The organism is Janthinobacterium sp. SUN033 (assembly GCF_030397595.1).
GTDB classification, from domain to species: domain Bacteria; phylum Pseudomonadota; class Gammaproteobacteria; order Burkholderiales; family Burkholderiaceae_D; genus Janthinobacterium; species Janthinobacterium kumbetense.
In genome coordinates, this window is sequence record NZ_JAPQNV010000003.1 from 328,774 (window position 1) to 345,979 (window position 17,206).

14 protein-coding genes and 1 tRNA gene are annotated in these 17,206 nt (G+C 60.1%); 7 read left to right on the plus strand and 8 right to left on the minus strand.

Annotated elements, in window-relative coordinates:
* Positions 1–62: 62 nt before the first annotated feature.
* The 7 genes from OX460_RS14530 to cysS all read right to left on the minus strand — a co-directional run bounded on the left by OX460_RS14530 (position 63) and on the right by cysS (position 8,749).
* Positions 63–2,108 carry a multicopper oxidase family protein gene (locus tag OX460_RS14530; protein WP_289899084.1) on the minus strand — a complete coding sequence of 682 codons (2,046 nt, stop codon included), beginning with the start codon at positions 2,106–2,108 and terminating at the stop codon, positions 63–65.
* Positions 2,109–2,446: 338 nt separating this feature from the next.
* Positions 2,447–2,539 (minus strand) — tRNA-Ser (locus tag OX460_RS14535).
* A gap of 110 nt (positions 2,540–2,649) precedes the next feature.
* Positions 2,650–3,897, minus strand: a complete 1,248-nt coding sequence (locus tag OX460_RS14540; protein WP_099664679.1) for an aspartate kinase — start codon at positions 3,895–3,897, stop codon at positions 2,650–2,652.
* A 196-nt stretch (positions 3,898–4,093) separates the two neighbouring features.
* The gene (gene tilS / locus OX460_RS14545; RefSeq protein ID WP_289899085.1) at positions 4,094–5,512 is read right to left on the minus strand and encodes a tRNA lysidine(34) synthetase TilS; all 1,419 of its coding nucleotides are present in this window, start codon (positions 5,510–5,512) and stop codon (positions 4,094–4,096) included.
* Between the two features lie 100 nt (positions 5,513–5,612).
* Positions 5,613–6,587: an acetyl-CoA carboxylase carboxyltransferase subunit alpha gene (locus OX460_RS14550; protein ID WP_034756951.1), complete on the minus strand. Its 975-nt coding sequence runs from the start codon at positions 6,585–6,587 to the stop codon at positions 5,613–5,615.
* 54 nt (positions 6,588–6,641) lie between these two features.
* Complete coding sequence (locus tag OX460_RS14555) at positions 6,642–7,352, minus strand: DNA-3-methyladenine glycosylase (RefSeq protein WP_077409058.1); 711 nt, start codon at positions 7,350–7,352, stop codon at positions 6,642–6,644.
* A complete protein-coding gene (gene cysS / locus OX460_RS14560; protein ID WP_289899086.1) occupies positions 7,352–8,749 on the minus strand; it encodes a cysteine--tRNA ligase in 1,398 nt (465 codons plus the stop codon). Before cysS ends, OX460_RS14555 begins: the two co-directional genes overlap by 1 nt.
* A gap of 279 nt (positions 8,750–9,028) precedes the next feature.
* On the opposite strand from cysS, the gene OX460_RS14565 reads away from it, so the two are divergent.
* The 4 genes from OX460_RS14565 (at position 9,029) to OX460_RS14580 (ending at position 11,878) form a co-directional block, all read left to right on the plus strand.
* Positions 9,029–9,658, plus strand: a complete 630-nt coding sequence (locus OX460_RS14565) for a peptidylprolyl isomerase (protein ID WP_099664682.1) — start codon at positions 9,029–9,031, stop codon at positions 9,656–9,658.
* Positions 9,659–9,731: 73 nt separating this feature from the next.
* Complete coding sequence (locus OX460_RS14570) at positions 9,732–10,223, plus strand: peptidylprolyl isomerase (protein WP_070221314.1); 492 nt, start codon at positions 9,732–9,734, stop codon at positions 10,221–10,223.
* Between the two features lie 86 nt (positions 10,224–10,309).
* On the plus strand, positions 10,310–11,065 hold the full coding sequence (locus OX460_RS14575) for a UDP-2,3-diacylglucosamine diphosphatase (RefSeq protein WP_289899087.1): 756 nt from the start codon (positions 10,310–10,312) through the stop codon (positions 11,063–11,065).
* Between the two features lie 69 nt (positions 11,066–11,134).
* The gene (locus OX460_RS14580) at positions 11,135–11,878 is read left to right on the plus strand and encodes a DUF72 domain-containing protein (RefSeq protein ID WP_289899088.1); all 744 of its coding nucleotides are present in this window, start codon (positions 11,135–11,137) and stop codon (positions 11,876–11,878) included.
* Here the strand turns inward: OX460_RS14580 and OX460_RS14585 are convergent.
* Positions 11,875–14,142 (minus strand): hypothetical protein, encoded by a 2,268-nt coding sequence (locus OX460_RS14585; RefSeq protein WP_289899089.1) that lies wholly within the window; start codon positions 14,140–14,142, stop codon positions 11,875–11,877. The genes OX460_RS14580 and OX460_RS14585 overlap by 4 nt on opposite strands.
* A gap of 214 nt (positions 14,143–14,356) precedes the next feature.
* Here OX460_RS14585 and OX460_RS14590 point away from each other — a divergent pair, with 214 nt between their 5' ends.
* From OX460_RS14590 to OX460_RS14600, 3 genes are read left to right on the plus strand one after another with little or no spacing between them, the layout of a single operon-like run.
* Positions 14,357–14,737 carry a GntR family transcriptional regulator gene (locus tag OX460_RS14590; RefSeq protein ID WP_077402228.1) on the plus strand — a complete coding sequence of 127 codons (381 nt, stop codon included), beginning with the start codon at positions 14,357–14,359 and terminating at the stop codon, positions 14,735–14,737.
* A complete protein-coding gene (locus OX460_RS14595; protein WP_251351930.1) occupies positions 14,734–15,606 on the plus strand; it encodes an ABC transporter ATP-binding protein in 873 nt (290 codons plus the stop codon). The genes OX460_RS14590 and OX460_RS14595 overlap by 4 nt, the downstream gene beginning before the upstream one ends.
* Positions 15,603–16,604, plus strand: a complete 1,002-nt coding sequence (locus OX460_RS14600) for a hypothetical protein (protein ID WP_289899090.1) — start codon at positions 15,603–15,605, stop codon at positions 16,602–16,604. The genes OX460_RS14595 and OX460_RS14600 overlap by 4 nt, the downstream gene beginning before the upstream one ends.
* The last annotated feature ends 602 nt before the right edge of the window (positions 16,605–17,206 follow it).

The following is a 17,206-nucleotide window of genomic DNA, read 5'->3' on the forward strand; positions in this document are numbered from 1 at the left end:
GTTGCTCCAAAGACAGGTTGGGAAAGGCGGACGCGCGCCGGACGCGCTGCCGCCAGGAACGGTCAGTGTCCGTGTCCGCCCGCGTCGCCGCCGCCCTTGCCATCCGGCAGTACCACCTTGACGTTTTGCATCATGCCCTGGTCTTCATGTTCGAGGATGTGGCAATGCAGCACGTATTCGCCGATGTAGCGCTGGTAACGCGTGGCGATCTCGATCTTGTGCTTTTCGATCACCAGCAAGGTGTCTTTCCACGTGCCGATCAGGTCCTTGTATTGCGCATCGACCGCGCCGCCGTCGGTGCGGCTAATGCCGATGATCTGGAAGGGGTTGACGTGGATATGGAAGGGGTGGCTGCCATTCTTCGAAGCGAGCTCCCAGATCTGCTCGGTGCCCAGCACCAGCGTGTGGTCGACGCGGTGCGGGTCATAGACATACTTCAGCTCGGGTATCGGCGAGTCTTCCGGCTTGCCTTCCACCATGAAGCGGGCCTTGCCGCCCAACTTGGCAATATTGAAGGTCACATACTCCTTCTTCTTGCCGCGCATCGCGTCCTTTGCCGCCGCGCTGAAGCCCGCATGCGGGACGAACTTGCCGAGCTTGAGACCATTCTCCAGGTCGCCAAGGATCGTGCTCTTGACGCTATCGGGCAACTGGGCGCCGGGCAGGCTCTGGACGGCATTGCGCAACTCGGCCAGCAGGAAATCGCGCGGCGACTCGCCCGACCTGACGCGTGCGGATGCCTTGGCGTTGGTCCTGGCGGCGATCACGCCGATCAGGCGCGTGTTGTTGACGTCATGCATCGTCGTCATGTTGTTGACGTTGGTTTCCGCATATACGCAATAGGCGCCGGCTTTCGGCAGCGAGAACAGGATATCGCTGCGGTAGCCCGGCTGCAGGTAGTTCAAGGTCTTGGGGATGATCCTGTCGTGCGTCAAGCCGTCGCTGGCCACCTCGAACTGCGTGACGTCCTCGCCATCGCATAGCTCCATCACGTCCTTGTCCTGGTTGGCCACGCTGAGCGCCTTGAACAGCTTTTGCGGATCGTTCGCGCGGCGGATGCGCAGCACCACGGTTGCCTGGAAACCCGTGTCGATCATGCGCCAGCGGTACAGGCGCTGCGTCTTCATCTTCAGCACCGGCTGCACCTTGCCGTTGACGGAGGTATAGCGGCCCGACTTCAGCCAGGCATTCGGATCGTTGACCTGACCGAAATCCTCCAGCACGCCTACCCCGTCCGTGGCGCACGGCGTCGTCGGCGTCAGGCTGTTGCTGGGGCAGTCATAGGGAATTTGCTGCAGCAGCATCACCTCGCCGGCGCTGCCGCTGCCATCGTCGGGCTGGAATGGCTTCAGTATCACATCGAGGTCGCCATTCGCCGTGGCGCTCGGATAACGGTCGCCTTCGACCACCAGCGCGCCGGCCATGCCGCTGGCGACCTGCATCGCCGTCGCGCCATGCTGGTGCGGGTGATACCAGAACGTGCCGGCCGGATGGTCGATGGGAATATTGTATTCGTACTCGAAATCCACGCCAGGCTTGATCGATATCAACACGTTGTCGCTATTGCCCGAGGGCGAGACCCACAGACCATGCGAGTGCAGATTGGTATCGTTGAAGCAGCCAAGCGGACGCGCTGCATTGATATCGCTCGTCGCGCACTGCTCGTCCGGCAGCGCCGGCAACTGGTTATGCAGCTTGAAGCGCACGGTTTGCCCCGGCGCCATCACCACGGTGGGCGCCATGAAGGTGGCCGCATTCTCGTCGCGTCCATCGAGCGCCAGGCCGTCCGTCTGCTGGTAGGAACGCAGGCGCACCTTGTCATGCTTGGCCGTGGTCGGGTTATAGATGCTGCCGTTGGCATAGCGGATGTACAGGTCGTACGCTTTCTCGTACTCGTCGCGCTTGCTCGCCGCGCGCGTGGCGGGCCTGGCGCGCGCCTTCAGCTTCGGCGGCTCCTGCAGCAGGCGCAGCTCGAGTTTGGGCACGGACTGCAGGCTCAGGTCGACATTCAGATTGACCGTGCTTTCCGCGGCGAAGGCGGCACTGCAAGCGAACGGCATGGCGGCCAGGCACAGCGACACGTACCTGCGGGGAAGGCGGTGGGACATGACAACTCCTCGATTGGACTGGACAATGGAAACATGGCTGGGCATGCGTATTTTTATTAATAACATTGCCATTATCCATAATGACAAAGAGTCAATACTCACACTAAGTCACTTGTTGTATTTATTGCTGAGGTAACTGGGGCCGACGGGCGAGCTGGCTGCTGGAGCCTGAGATGGGGGGACGGCGTTGGCCGCTGCGCGGCCAACGGCCCGCGCGGAGCGCGGTGATTGGGCGATTCGGAGAGGGCTGGGCCGGCACGGCCCAGCCCTTCGAATTCCACCGTTCCGTCCAGACAAATAAAAAAGCCTCCCGCAGGGGAGGCTTTTTTATTTGATTCTGGCGGAGACGGTGGGATTCGAACCCACGATACAGGTATAAGCCGTATGCATCCTTAGCAGGGATGTGCCTTCGGCCACTCGGCCACGTCTCCTAGCTGATTACTCAACTATGTCTCTGTAGCTAACTGCGCTGCAGCGACGAACGTCATAATATCGATTGCCCCCCCTTTGGTCAAGGGCGTGGGGCAATATTTTTGGATATTTAAGCTTTTTCCAGCTCGAACGCTTTATGCAGCGCGCGCACGGCCAGTTCCATGTACTTTTCATCGATCAGCACGGAGATCTTGATCTCGGAAGTGGAGATCATCATGATGTTGATGCCCTCTTCCGACAAGGTGCGGAACATTTGCGATGCGACGCCGACATGGCTGCGCATGCCCACGCCGACGACGGACAGTTTCGACACTTTCGCGTCGCCCGTGATGCTGGCCGCGCCCAGCGATTCGCGGTTCGCTTCCAGCACGGCCAGCGCGCGCGTGTATTCGCCGCGCGAGACGGTGAAGGTGAAGTCCGTTTTACCGTCTACCGACTGATTCTGTATGATCATGTCGACTTCGATGTTCGCGTCCGCCACCGGTCCCAGGATGTGGTACGCCACGCCTGGACGGTCGGGCACGCCGAGCACGGTGATTTTGGCTTCATCGCGGTTGAAGGCGATGCCGGAGATGACTGCTTGTTCCATGTTTGTATCTTCCTCAAACGAAATCAGGGTGCCTGAATTGGCTTCTATTTCCAGCGGCAACATCGGGTCGGTCAGCGACGACAGCACGCGCGTGGGAACGCGGTAGTTGCCGGCAAATTCCACCGAGCGCGTCTGCAGCACTTTGGAACCCAGCGAAGCCAGTTCCAGCATCTCTTCAAAGGTGATGGTCTTCAGGCGGCGCGCCTCGGAGACCACGCGCGGGTCGGTCGTGTAGACGCCGTCGACGTCCGTGAAGATCAGGCATTCGGCCGCCTGCATGGCGGCGGCGATCGCCACGGCCGAGGTGTCCGAACCGCCGCGGCCCAGGGTCGCGATGTTGTCGTGTTCGTCGACGCCCTGGAAACCGGTAATGATGACAATCTTGCCCGCATCGAGGTCGCGTTTGACTTTTTCGTCATCGATCGACTGGATGCGTGCCTTGGTAAAGGCGGAATCGGTCTTGATCGCGACTTGCCAGCCAGCATAGGATACGGCTTGTTTGCCGATCGCCAGCAGTGCCATCGACAATAGGCCGACGGACACTTGTTCGCCTGTCGAGGCGATCATGTCAAGTTCACGGGGATCGGGTTGATCCATGATTTCCTTGGCCAGTCCAATCAGGCGGTTGGTTTCGCCCGACATGGCGGATGGCACCACCACGATTTGATGCCCGGCGTCGTGCCACTTGGCAACGCGCTTGGCGACATTCTTGATACGGTCAGTCGAGCCCATCGACGTACCGCCATATTTGTGGACGATTAAAGCCATAAGAGTGAAGTTTCCGCTCAAGAAGAATAAAAAAGGAGGGCTTTACTCTACATGCCGCAATGCAAAATAACAAGCTAAAAAGCGCATTAGCTCATACCGATTGCGTATATGGAAATAACCAATCCATGCAGTCCAGCTGGCTTGAGCAGCCGCTTGGCAGCCACCCCGGGAGTGGCCGTGGCGGCTGCCCTTACGCTCAGCAGGAGACCCAGCGCAAGGCCACGCGGGGACGATCCAGCAGGCTCAGGCAATGGCAATCGAGGCCAATCCCCGCCGCGAACAGCAATTGTTGCGCCGCACAGACAAGGGGCAGGCGTTCGCGCTCCCAGGCGGGCACATCAAACGCCTGGTAATGGTATTTCAAGCTCTTGGTGGGACGGTTCAAGGCCAGCTTCAGGCGCTCGCCGCCCTGGCGGAAATCGATCGTCAAGGTTTGAGATTGCAACCAGGCAATATCGATGCCCTGCCCGCCCTCGTCCACCGCATCGAAATGCAGCACGCCGCCATACGCGGGAAAGGCCAGGCTCGCCTCGCCTTTCCATGCAAACTCCTGGCCGGCTTTTTCCAGGCCGGGAATGCCCGCGTCGTCACGCTCGCGCATGCCGGCCAGGTCATCGAGCTTCGGCGTCAGATATAAACGGTCGCGGTGGCGCCGCACGTGGCATTCGGGATGCGTGACCAGCAATTGCGCATCGGGCCGCGCCTCCAGCAGCTGCGCCAGCATTTCCGCCAGCCACGCCGTCGACGGCATGCGCAAGCCGCGCGTGCCGAACCAGTGGCGCAGCAGGTTGTAGCAGCGGTCCGCGCTCAGCGCGCGCAATTTCGCCAGTTCGATGCAGTCGCCGTCGAGGCAGGCGGCCAGGTCCTGCGTCGCCAGTTCCGTCAACAGGCGCTGCGCCGATTGCGCGTGCTGGGCGCTGCGGGCGAAGCGCTCCTGGAAACCGGGAAACGCCTGCGCCAGCACGGGCATCACCTGGTGCCGCAATGCATTGCGGGCAAAGCGGGGATCGTCGTTCGACTCATCGTGGATATGCGCGATCGCATGTTTCGCCACGTACGCCTCCAGTTGCCGGCGCGACACGGGCAGCAGCGGACGCGCCATCACCAGGTCCGGGTTGCCCAGCAGCTCGGGCGCGCTGTTGGCGCCATCCATGCCGGACAAGCCCGCCGTGCCGGAGCCGCGCAGCAATTGCAGCAACACCGTTTCAGCCTGGTCATCCTGGTGGTGCGCCGTCAGCAGCAGGCGCACGCCGTGCGCGGCGCACAGCTCGCCCAGGGCCGCGTAACGGCGCTTTCGGGCCGCCTCTTCCGTGCCCGTCTTCGCATTCTTTTCCAGCGTGACCTTGCGTGCCTCGAAGGCGATGCCCATGCCGGCGCACAACTGCGCGCAGTGCGCCAGCCACGCATCCGCGTTCGGGCTGAGGCCATGGTGCACGTGGAACGCGTGCAGGGCCACGCCGTGCTCTTGCGCCCAGGCATGCGCCAGATGCAGCAGGGCCGAGGAATCGAGGCCGCCGCTGAGGGCGATGCCGACCGCTTCGCCGGCTTGCGGTCCGCAGGTTGCCAGCGCGCTGGCGAAGATGTCGGCGACGGTGGCGTTTTGTTGCTTTTTCATAAGACTCCTGGAATGCAAAGAGGGACAGGTGGCCAAACGAGTGATATCGCTTGGCTGCCTGTCCCTGGTGTTCTTGCTGCCGGCCTGCGCCGGCGATGGTTTACTCGCTCGGCGTGGTTTCCTTGAACTTGCCGTAGCTCAGCAGTTTTTCATGGCGCGCGGCCAGCAAGTCCTTGGTTTTCATGCCGTGGAACTGGCGCAGGGTGTCGGCCAGTGCGCGTTTCAGCAAGGTCGCCATCTGTTTCGGATCGCGATGGGCGCCGCCCAGCGGTTCGTTGATGATCTTGTCGATCAGGCCCATGGCTTTCAGGCGGTGCGCCGTCAGACCCAGCGCTTCGGCCGCGTCGGAGGCGCGCTCGGCGCTCTTCCACAGGATCGAGGCGCAGCCTTCCGGCGAGATCACGGCATAGGTCGAGTATTGCAGCATCAGCACGGCATCGCCCACGGCGATGGCCAGCGCGCCGCCGGAACCGCCTTCACCGATGATGGTGGCGATCAGCGGCACCTTGAGTTCCGCCATCACGTACAGGTTGTGACCGATGGCTTCCGACTGGCCGCGCTCTTCCGCGTCGATGCCGGGGAAGGCGCCTGGCGTGTCGACGAAGGTAAAGATAGGCAAGTTGAACTTTTCAGCCACTTTCATCAGGCGCATGGCCTTGCGGTAGCCTTCCGGCTTCGGCATGCCGAAATTGCGCATGGCGCGCTCTTTCGTGTCGCGGCCCTTTTGATGGCCGATGACCATGCACGGCTGGCCGTTGAAGCGGGCCAGGCCGCCGACGACGGACAAATCGTCCGCGTAGCTGCGGTCGCCATGCAATTCGTGGAAATCGGTAAAGATTTCATTCACGTAATCCATGGTGTAGGGGCGCTGCGGGTGGCGCGCGATCTGCGCCACTTGCCAAGGGGTCAGCTTGGCGTAGATATCCTTGGTCAGTTGCTGGCTCTTCTTGGCCAGGCGGTCGATCTCTTCCGAGATGTCGACGGCCGAATCGTCTTGCACGAAGCGCAACTCTTCGATCTTGGAATCGAGTTCCGCGATCGGCTGTTCAAAATTGAGGAAAGTCGTTTTAGTCATTGTACCTCCAGGTTTTACCGGCCACGGCGCCAGGGCGCGCGGCGTCATCTATGTTTATTTTACCGTACCGGCTGGTGCGCCGGGGGCTGTATCGGATGCGGCAGGGGCGGCTGCAGGGTCGAGACTGCGCCACAAATACCACGTCGCCACGGTGCGCCACGGTTCCCAATTGGCGGAAACTTCGCGCGCATCGCTGCGGGAAACTGGTTCGCCGGAGAAATAATTGACGCTGATGCCCTGGATCAAACCGGGGTCGTCGAGCGGCAAGACATTCGGCCGGAGCAGATTAAATATCAGAAACATCTCGGCTGTCCAGCGGCCGATGCCGCGGATTTGCACCAGTTCGGCGATGACGGCTTCGTCATCCATCTGGTCCCACTGGCTCGCGTGCACGCGCTTGGCCTTGAAATGGTCGGCCAGGTCGAGGATGTATTCGGTCTTGCGTTTGGACAAACCGCAGGCGGACAACTGCTCGGCGCCTGCCTTCAATACTTGCGAAGGCGTGCATTTCGGGCAAGCCAGCAGCAGCTTTTTCCAGGCAGCATCCGCCGCCTTGGGCGTGATCTGCTGTCCCACCAGCGAACGGGCCAGGGTGGTAAACGGGTCGCTATGACCGACCAGGTGCAGGTCGCCAAATTGCGGGATGAGCTTTTTCATGATGCGGTCGCGCTTCATCAGCTCGATCTTCGCCTCTTCCCAGTAATGCGGCACCTGGATCACCTGCGCCGCCACCGGGGCTTCCCCGTTTTCCCTGGACGTTGGCATCATGCGCGGCGCCAGTTGGTCGAGCCGTCAGGCTTGTCTTCAAGAATGATGCCCGCAGCCAACAATTCGGCGCGGATCTTGTCGGACTGGGCAAAGTCGCGCGCCTTTTTCGCCGTGCTGCGCGCCGCGATGGCCGCTTCGATGCCGGCCGCCTCATCCTGGCCGCCGTCAGCGGCGCCGACGGTTGCTTGCAGGAATTGCTGCGGCGTGCGCTCGAGCAAGCCGAACACGCCAGCCAGCCCCTTCAATTGACGGGCCAGGGCGGGCGACTTGCTCTTGTTGACTTCCGTTGCCAGGTCGAACAGGGCGGCCACGGCCAGCGGCGTGTTGAAATCGTCATCCATCGCTTCGCGCACGCGCACGGCATGGGCTTCGCTCCAGTCGATGGCGCCCTCTTCCACCGCCACGTCGGCCAGCGCCGTGTACAAACGGGTCAGGGACAGGCGCGCGTCGTCGAGGTGCACGTCCGAGTAATTCAGGGGGCTGCGGTAGTGCGCGCGCAAGATGAAGAAGCGGATCACTTCGGCATCGAACTTTTGCAGCACTTCGCGGATGGTGAAGAAGTTGCCCAGCGATTTGGACATTTTTTCATTGTCCAGGCGCACGAAACCGTTATGTATCCAGTAATTGACGCTGGTATGGCCGAACGCGCCTTCGGATTGGGCGATCTCGTTTTCGTGGTGCGGGAATTGCAAGTCCGCGCCGCCGCCATGGATGTCGAATTGTTCACCGAGCAAGGCGCACGACATGGCCGAGCACTCGATATGCCAGCCCGGGCGGCCCTTGCCCCACTTCGAATCCCATTTGACTTCTTCCGGCTCCGACTCTTTCGACGACTTCCACAGCACGAAGTCGAGCGGATCGCGCTTGCCCGTGTTGACGTCGACGCGCTCTCCCGCGCGCAGGTCGTCGAGCGACTTGCCCGACAGCTTGCCGTAGTGGGGGAAATTGCGCACGGCATAGTTCACGTCGCCATCCGCGCCCTGGTAAGCCAAATCCTTGGCTTCCAGCTGTTCGATCAGGCGCAGCATCTGCGGCACGTATTCGGTGGCGCGCGGCGTGTGGTCGGGCGTCAAAATACCCAGCGCGGCCGTGTCTTCATCCATGTACTGGGTGAAACGCGTCGTCAGCTGGGAAATCGTCTCGCCGTTTTCCACGGCGCGGCGGATGATCTTGTCGTCGATGTCCGTAATGTTGCGCACATAGGTGACGTCGAAGCCGGACGCCTTCAGCCAGCGGTAAATGACGTCGAACGCCATCATCATGCGCGCATGGCCGATATGGCAATAATCGTAGATGGTCATGCCGCACACGTACATGCGAACCTTGCCCGCTTCCATCGGGACGAATACCTGCTTCTCGCGAGCCAGGGTGTTGTAAATCTTTAGATTGCTCATCGTGCTTTGCAAGTGGAGCGGTCGCCAGCCTGGCAAAACGACAGACAGGCGCGGACACCGGGGGTGCCGCGCCACAGAACTGCCGTGTGCGCCGAAGACTGTACGACCCGCTATATTGTTGTTCTTGTTTGTTAGAATTAGGGCGTTAGCGGTCAAGTATAACATTGATAAAAACCATACTGGCCCGATATGAATCAGGTTTTTACGATGTTCAACCGAATTTTCACTTCTTTACAATTAAAGCAAGTTTAAAGAAAAATAACGATCAAGGACGCCTTCATGCAAGAAATCAAATCGAAACGCCTGTCTTTCCTGGCCCGCTTTTGCACCCTGTTTGCCGGCCTGACCCTGGGCAGTGCCGTCGTGGCAGCCGCTCCGGCGACCGCCGTCGACCCAACGCCGCACGTGGCCCTGAAAACCAGCATGGGCGAGATCGTGCTGGAACTGGACCAGGAAAAAGCACCGAAAAGCGTGGCCAATTTCCTGCAGTACGTCAACAGCGGTTACTACAAGGGCACCGTATTTCACCGCGTCATCGATGGCTTCATGATACAGGGCGGCGGCTTCGACAAGAACATGAAGCAGAAACCGACGAAAGCGCCGATCAAGAACGAAGCGCAAAACGGCTTGCAGAACGTGACCTACAGCATCGCCATGGCGCGCACGGGCGACCCGCATTCGGCCACCGCGCAATTCTTTATCAACGTCAACGACAACGGCCCGCTCGACTACCCTGGCCGCGACGGTTTCGGCTACACGGTGTTCGGCAAAGTCGTCAGCGGCATGGACGTGGTCGACAAGATCAAGGCCGTACCCGTGGCGGACAAGGGCCCGCACCAGAACGTGCCCGTCACCCCCGTGGTGATCGAATCGGCGACTTTACTCAAGACAGCGCCCGCAAAACTGTAAAATAGCGTTTTTGCGGTGCCCGCCTGCCTGGCGCCGCTGAATCAATTATTCATCCAATTTATTAAGGATCATCATGACCTCCGTCATCATCACCACCAATCTGGGCAAGATCACCGCTGAACTGGACGCCGAGAAAGCGCCGAAAACGGTTGCCAACTTCCTGGCCTACATGCAAGCCGGTCACTACGACAACACGATTTTCCACCGCGTCATCGACGGCTTCATGATCCAGGGCGGCGGTTTCGAGCCAGGCATGAAACAGAAGCCAGCCGACACCACCGTGGAAAACGAAGCCAAGAACGGCCTGAAAAACGATACGTACACGCTGGCCATGGCCCGCACGTCGGATCCGCACTCGGCATCGGCCCAGTTCTTCATCAACATCAAGAACAACAGCTTCCTCGACTACCCAGGCCAGGACGGCTGGGGCTACGCCGTGTTCGGTAAAGTCACCGACGGCAAGGAAGTCGTCGACGCCATCCGCGCCGTGAAAACCTCGCGCGCCGGCATGTTCGCCGATGTGCCAGTCACCGACGTCATCATCGAAAAAGTCGAAGCAGTTTAATTCGGCCACTGCACCATGACTAACAGGCATTGCAGCGTTTGCGCCTCTCCATGTACATCACTTTTTGGGAGCGTTGAACGATGACAATGCCTGCCGCACTCTTTATTTCCGACCTGCATCTGCAGAGCTCGCACCCGCGCACCAGCGCGGCGTTTCTTTCTTTCCTGGAACACCATGCGCAATATGCGCAAGCGCTGTATCTATTAGGCGACCTGTTCGAATACTGGGCTGGCGACGATGACCTGGAAGACCCGTTCAATGCGCGCATGACGGCCGCCATCCGCGCCGTCAGCGATGCGGGCGTGCACGTCTACTGGATCGCCGGCAACCGCGACTTTCTTGTCGGCTCCGGCTTTGCCGCCGCCGCCGGCGCCACCCTGCTCAGCGAACCGCACGTGGCCACGCTTGCCGGCCGGCGCATCGTCTTGCTGCATGGCGACGCCGAATGCACGAAAGACGTCCAATACATGGAGTTTCGCGCCATGGTGCGCCAGCCTGCCTGGCAAAAACAGTTCCTGTCCATGCCGCTGGCGCAGCGCAAGGCGATCATCGACGGCTTGCGCAAAAGCAGCCGCGAGCACAATGGCGAAAAAACCATGGACATCATGGATGTCACGCCCGATGCCGTAGCACAAGTATTTGCCGAACACGCGAGCACCGTCATGATCCACGGCCATACGCACCGCCCCGCCCTGCATAAAGTTGACGAAACCTTGCGCTATGTCTTGCCCGACTGGGAATGCGACGTGACGCCGCCACAACAGCCGCGCGGCGGCTGGATCGCCATCGATGCGCACGGCAACATCACGCGCCATGACTTGAACGGCGACATCATCGACTAGGCAGTCGCCTACCGCCGCACGGGCGTTTTTCCGATAGCCGAACCCGCCTGACCTTGCTGTAATCGCAGCATGCATACTCATTACGTCGGCACGGCCGGCTGGAGCCTGTCCAGCGCCGCCGCCAGCCGCTTCCCCCTCGATGGCAGCCACCTGCAGCGCTATGCCCAGGTCTTGCCCTGCGCGGAAATCAACAGCTCTTTCTACCGCTCGCACCAGAGCGCCACTTACGCGCGTTGGGCCGCCAGCACACCCGAGCACTTCCGCTTCAGCGTGAAATTGCCGCGCAGCATCACGCACGAACGGCGCTTGCGCAACTGTGCGGCCGAACTGGATCGCTTTGCGGGAGAAGTCACGCAACTGGGAAATAAATTGGGCTGCGTGCTGGTGCAGCTGCCGCCCAGCCTGCATTTCGAGGCGGACGTGGCCGCGCAGTTTTTTCAGGCGCTGCGCCAGCGCTTCGGCGGCATGCTCGCTTGCGAGGCGCGCCACCCAGGCTGGTTCGCGGCCGAGGCCACCGAACTGTTGACCACGCAGCGCATCACGCGCGTGCGCGCCGATCCACCCGCCGGCCAGCCGGGGCCGCACGTGCCGACGACGGAAGTGGCCTACCTGCGCCTGCACGGCAGCCCGAAAATATACTATTCCGACTACCCGGCCGACTATCTGGCGGCGCTGGCCGCTGAATTGCACGCACAACCGCAGGCGGACAGCTGGTGCATCTTCGACAACACGGCGTCCGGGGCCGCCCTGTTCAATGCGCTGGAATTGCAGGCGCGGCTGAGGGATGCGCCAGCCGCGCAATTGCGTCCCTAAGGCAAGGGTGTCTGGATCACGGCCTGCGCGGTAAAACCATACAGCACGCCATTGCCAATGGTGAAGGTGCTCAGTACGGGAGAACCCCAGCCTAGTTGCGGCGTGGAAATTACACCGGCGGTGTCAATTCTGCGTAGCGCGTCCTGGCTCCCCGTGTACAGATTGTCGTTGGCATCTATTGCCAATGGAAAATAGTCACTAGCCATCAGACTTCCGGTTCCCGGCGGACCATCCTTTCCATCGCTCCGCAAGGAAGTGCCGGCAAAATGGCTGACATCCCCATTCTGTGCCACCTTGAAGATCACATGATGCTGGACATCTTCAAAGTAGAGCGCTCCGCGGCGGTCGACGGCCAGACTGGCGGCTGAAATATAGTCGCGCGTGCCGGTCTTTCCATTCAGTGCCTTCATGGCATTCTCGTACGGCATAAACAGGGCAAACTCGCCGCCCGGAGGGAGCCGGTAGATACCATTGCCAGCATTGTGCACCCAATAAATATTGTTTTGCTGGTCGATCGCCAGCGCGAAGCGCGTGCCATGCGAAGTTGGCAAATAATCAATACTAGATACCTCGCCCTGCTTGTTAATCTTGCGCAACACGAGCCGAGGCTGCCCATGGAACTGGTCAGCAAAATACAGGTTGCCTTCCTTGTCGAACGCCATGGCCACCGGCCCCTCCAGGGTCGCGGTGCCACGCCCGCCATCGACCCCGCCGTCTTTTCCCGCAATACCCGCAAAGATACTGACCTGACCATCGGGCGTCACGCGACGGATGACCTTGTTGACATCATCGGCCAGGTAGACATTCCCCGGGCTATCGGCCACGACGGCTCTCGCGTAGCCCAACGTCAAGCGGGTGGCAGCACCACTACCATCGACGAGGCCGATATGTCCCGGCAAGGCCGGCAGGGTCGACAGCTTTCCATCCTGATCCAGCCTGCGCAGCATATGCCGGCCCAGGTCATATACGACCATGGCACCGGAAGGCTCCAGCACCATTTCAGTGAGCTGTTTGAAGCCTGGTGCCTGACCGTTCGCATCAGGCATGGCAGCACCGAGCAAGGTCGTCACCTTGCCGTCTGCCTGCACTTTCCGGATGCTGCCGCCGTCGGCCAGCAATAACTCGTCATCGCGGTTGAACTGCATGCCGCGAATGCGGAAAAAGCTGGCAGCGCCACCGATACCGTCGACAGAAGAATTCTGCGAGCGGTTCCCCGCCACCTTGACCGCCATGCCATTCTGGATGCGGAATAGATAAGAACCCGTGGCATCCGCAAAATAAACGCTGCCAGCGGAATCAAGCGCAAGTCGGCCCACTCTTTGAAAGTCGCTGCTGACTTCAGGCATGGGAGCAAATGTCCACGCCAGGGTGCTGACCATGCCGTTCGCAGCGACGCGGCGTATGGCGTTTTTATGCATATCGACCAGCAGCACATCGCCATTCACATCGATGGCCAGACTGCCAGGCAAGCCAAAGCGGGCTTGCTCTTTCTGCCCATCTACATACGCAGACGCTGGCTCAAGATCATCAACCTCACAACTGCTGCGCCGCTGGCCAGCAACCGTACTAACCACACCGGCCGGCGTGATCTTGCGCAGCACGGCGTGACAGTAGTCACTCACATAGAGATTCGCCTGGCGATCAATTGCCAGACGGGAACCCTCGATGAAGGAAAACGTGGCGCTCGACACCGGGCCGTCATCCACGCCGCGCTTGCCCATCACGCCCGCATATACGCTCAAGCTGCCGTCAATTCCCATTTTATGGATGACCTGATTGCCCGCATCGGCGATATAGTAGTTACCAGCGGCATCGCGGACCATCCCTGCCATCTTTTGGATTTTCTCCTGCACCCCTGCCAGCACGACCGGCAGGCAACGCACGGCCAGGGTATTGACATCCGCGTTGCCCATGGTCGCCGCGCCTTGCGCGATGCTGCAGCCCAGCCCCTCGGAGGCGCTGTCGACCTTGCCTTCATAACTGGCGCCCGCCGCCAGCTTGCCGGCAAAACTGAACGCACCGTTGGCCGTAACGGTTACTTTATCCGCGCCGTTTGCCAGCACGACGCTGGCGCCTGGCAGCAAGCCGCTGACCGTGCCTCCCAGCAGGTATCGTGGCGTTTCGACAGGTGCTACGGGCATGGCCGTGCCACTGCTGGAACCGCCGCCGCAAGCGCTCAGTCCGGCCAGCAGGGCGATGCCACAGCTGGCGCGTCTGAACAGGTTTTGCAACTCGTCATATCGATTGATCATTGCTGCTTTCATGGTAAGTGGCGACGATATTCGCCAGAAGCTATCAAATAATTTTTTCAAACACGCAACATTATAGTTTCCACATGGTTAGAAATCATCGAACTGTTGACATTTGCATTTTCACTGTTATAGTTCACTACAACACCAACCCAATACATCACGGAGCTTCGATGCCTACAGCACTTTTTACGCGCCGCGCCGCCCCGCCCTTGTCGGAGCGCATCCCATGAGCGCGGAATGGAACGACAATAGCCCCATCTACCGCCAGCTCAAGGCCAGGGTGGTGGGCATGATGCTCGATGGCGTGCTGCAGTCCGGCGACGCCTTGCCGTCGGTGCGCCAAGTGGCGGCCGATTATCAATTGAATCCCATCACGGTCTCGCGCGCCTACCAGGAACTGGTCGACGATGCCCTGGTGGAAAAACGCAGAGGACTCGGTATGTATGTCTTGGAAGGCGCCCGCGACAAATTGCTGGCCAGCGAACGCGAACGCTTCCTGCGCGAAGAATGGCCAGCCTTGCTGGAACACATCACCCGCCTGGGCCTTGATCTCGATCAACTGCTGCAAGCGAGCCGCGACGGCGGCGCACACGGAGAGAACGCATGAATGCATTGAACAAGGACAGCGTCATCAGCGCGCGCGGCCTGCGCAAGCAGTATGGCAAGCAGGTGGCCATCGACAACATCAGCTTCGATATCGCGCCGGGGCGCATCGTCGGCTTGATCGGGCCTAACGGTTCCGGCAAGACCACCACCCTGAAAGCCATCCTGGGCCTGACGGGCTTCGATGGCGACTTGTCCGTGCTGGGGCGCGATCCCCGCGTGCAGCGCGACGCGCTGATGGACGACGTGTGCTTCATCGCCGACGTGGCCATCCTGCCGGGCTGGCTGCGCGTAGCCGACGCCATCGATTTCGTTGCCGGCGTGCATCCACGTTTCGACCGCAGCAAGGCCGAACGCTACCTGGCCCACACCAAGCTGGCGCCGAAGATGAAGGTCAAGGCCATGTCGAAGGGCATGGTGGTGCAGCTGCACCTGGCGCTGGTGATGGCCATCGACGCCAAACTGCTGGTGCTCGACGAGCCGACCCTGGGCCTGGATATCCTGTACCGCAAGCAGTTCTACCAGAACTTGCTGGAAGACTACTTCGATGAAAACAAGACCATCGTCATCACCACGCACCAGATCGAGGAAGTGGAACACATCCTCAGCGACCTGATGTTCATTCGCGACGGCAAGATCGTGCTGGCCTCGAGCATGGAAGAGGTGGGCGAGCGCTATATCGAGGTGATGGTGGGCCCGCAGCACGTCAATCCGGCACGCGCCCTGCAGCCGATCAGCGAACGCAGCGTGTTCGGCAAGTCCGTGATGCTGTTCGATGGCGTCGCCCGCACCCAGCTGGCTGCCCTCGGCGAAGTACGCACGCCCAGCCTGGCTGACCTGTTTGTCGCGACCATGAAAGGATCGTACCAATGAGCATTTCCCCTGTAAACAAGATGCAATGGCTGCTCCGGCGCGAGTTGTGGGAACACAAGGGCATGCTGGTGTGGACGCCTGCCCTGATCGGCGTCGTCATGACGGTGCTGGGCGCCCTGATGGCGGCCGCGACCGTCGCAAAGACCAAAATGCACACGGCGCTCATCGTCAATGGCGAGGAAATTTCCTGGAGCACCGTCTTCAATACGCGCACCTTTGGCCCGCGCCGCACGGAAATCATCGACGCCGTCGCCAACAACTATACGTACGCGGCCGCACCGCTGTTCCTGGCGCTGGGCTTCCTCGTATTTTTCTATTGCCTCAGCGCCCTGCATGACGACCGCCGCGACCGCAGCGTGCTGTTCTGGAAATCGCTGCCCATCTCGGATGCGCAGACGGTGCTGTCGAAAGCGGCCATCGCCCTGCTGGTCGCGCCGCTGATCGTGGCCGCTGCCGCCAGCCTGACGTCGCTGGCCCTGATCCTGATCCTCAGCGGCGTGCTGGCGGCCAACGGCATCCACGTGTTTGCCGAACTGCTGGGCTCTTCCGGCCTGTACCTGGGACCGCTGCGCGTGTTTGGCTTGCTGCCCGTGTATTGCCTGTGGGCCTTGCCGACTGTCGGCTGGCTGCTGATGGTATCGAGCTGGGCCAAGTCGAAAGTCTTCCTGTGGGCCGTCGGCGTGCCATTGCTGCTGCTCATCCTGACAGTCTGGGCCGGCAAGCTGACGCAGACGGAAAGCGATGTCAGCTGGGTACAGATGAATGTCATCGGACGCGCCCTGCTGGGCACCCTCCCCGGCAGCTGGTATCTGTTCGAACCGGAACTGCTGCCGCGCATGCACGCCCTGGCAGAGGGGGGATCACACATGACACGCATCGATGTGTTCAGCAATTCCTGGTCCAGCCTCGCCTTGCCGGCCGTCTGGCTCGGCGCGGCGGCAGGCGCGGCACTGATTTACGCCGCCATCCGCCTGCGCAGCTGGCGCGAGGAAGGCTGACAGCGCACTAGCTCTTCCCCGTCAAAAACGCCCCGCCCGTCGGGGCGTTTTCTATTTCTGCGCTGGCAAAACATCTGAAAATAATAACTACCTTTCTGATAGTGATTATTAAAAAATTCCCTCCCTGAATAACGACTATTCATTCGATAGCATCAGTTCGATATAAAAATTACAAATAATTATTTCTATCGCATTTTATTACCAATCAAATTTGATAATCACCATACAAAAAAGCAACAACTAGCAATTCGATAGCGATAGGGTTTTTTCGATGAAAGGCGCAGAAACACTGCAACCGGGTAGCGGATTCAGCCTAAAAGTCCCATTCCGTGACAATCCGTGATTATTCACTTGCGCAAAGCTTGACAGAATAGAGTCATGAAAAATGATAAAAATTGAATTGAAAGTTTCAAAATTGAAACTACCATCAGAGTGAGAGCTGGTGCGGCCTGCATGCAAATACCGCTATCTTTCTAGGTGTATCGGCTGGCAAGCCAGTTATCGGAAAAACAGGATGCAAGAAAATAACGCCATGCAAAACAAATGCAAAAATGGCATTTTAAATATTTCAGGGCCGACGTTCCATTACGCCAGCGTTTTTT

Excerpts from the sequence above, each read along its gene's own strand:
- tilS (WP_289899085.1), bottom strand. The coding sequence starts at position 5,512 with ATGAAAAAGCAACAAAACGCCACCGTCGCCGACATCTTCGCCAGCGCG.
- OX460_RS14580 (WP_289899088.1), top strand. The coding sequence starts at position 11,135 with ATGCATACTCATTACGTCGGCACGGCCGGCTGGAGCCTGTCCAGCGCC.
- OX460_RS14550 (WP_034756951.1), bottom strand. The coding sequence starts at position 6,587 with ATGACTAAAACGACTTTCCTCAATTTTGAACAGCCGATCGCGGAACTC.
- OX460_RS14555 (WP_077409058.1), bottom strand. The coding sequence starts at position 7,352 with ATGCCAACGTCCAGGGAAAACGGGGAAGCCCCGGTGGCGGCGCAGGTG.
- OX460_RS14565 (WP_099664682.1), top strand. The coding sequence starts at position 9,029 with ATGCAAGAAATCAAATCGAAACGCCTGTCTTTCCTGGCCCGCTTTTGC.
- OX460_RS14595 (WP_251351930.1), top strand. The coding sequence starts at position 14,734 with ATGAATGCATTGAACAAGGACAGCGTCATCAGCGCGCGCGGCCTGCGC.
- OX460_RS14600 (WP_289899090.1), top strand. The coding sequence starts at position 15,603 with ATGAGCATTTCCCCTGTAAACAAGATGCAATGGCTGCTCCGGCGCGAG.
- cysS (WP_289899086.1), bottom strand. The coding sequence starts at position 8,749 with ATGAGCAATCTAAAGATTTACAACACCCTGGCTCGCGAGAAGCAGGTA.
- OX460_RS14530 (WP_289899084.1), bottom strand. The coding sequence starts at position 2,108 with ATGTCCCACCGCCTTCCCCGCAGGTACGTGTCGCTGTGCCTGGCCGCC.
- OX460_RS14585 (WP_289899089.1), bottom strand. The coding sequence starts at position 14,142 with ATGAAAGCAGCAATGATCAATCGATATGACGAGTTGCAAAACCTGTTC.
- OX460_RS14590 (WP_077402228.1), top strand. The coding sequence starts at position 14,357 with ATGAGCGCGGAATGGAACGACAATAGCCCCATCTACCGCCAGCTCAAG.
- OX460_RS14575 (WP_289899087.1), top strand. The coding sequence starts at position 10,310 with ATGCCTGCCGCACTCTTTATTTCCGACCTGCATCTGCAGAGCTCGCAC.
- OX460_RS14570 (WP_070221314.1), top strand. The coding sequence starts at position 9,732 with ATGACCTCCGTCATCATCACCACCAATCTGGGCAAGATCACCGCTGAA.
- OX460_RS14540 (WP_099664679.1), bottom strand. The coding sequence starts at position 3,897 with ATGGCTTTAATCGTCCACAAATATGGCGGTACGTCGATGGGCTCGACT.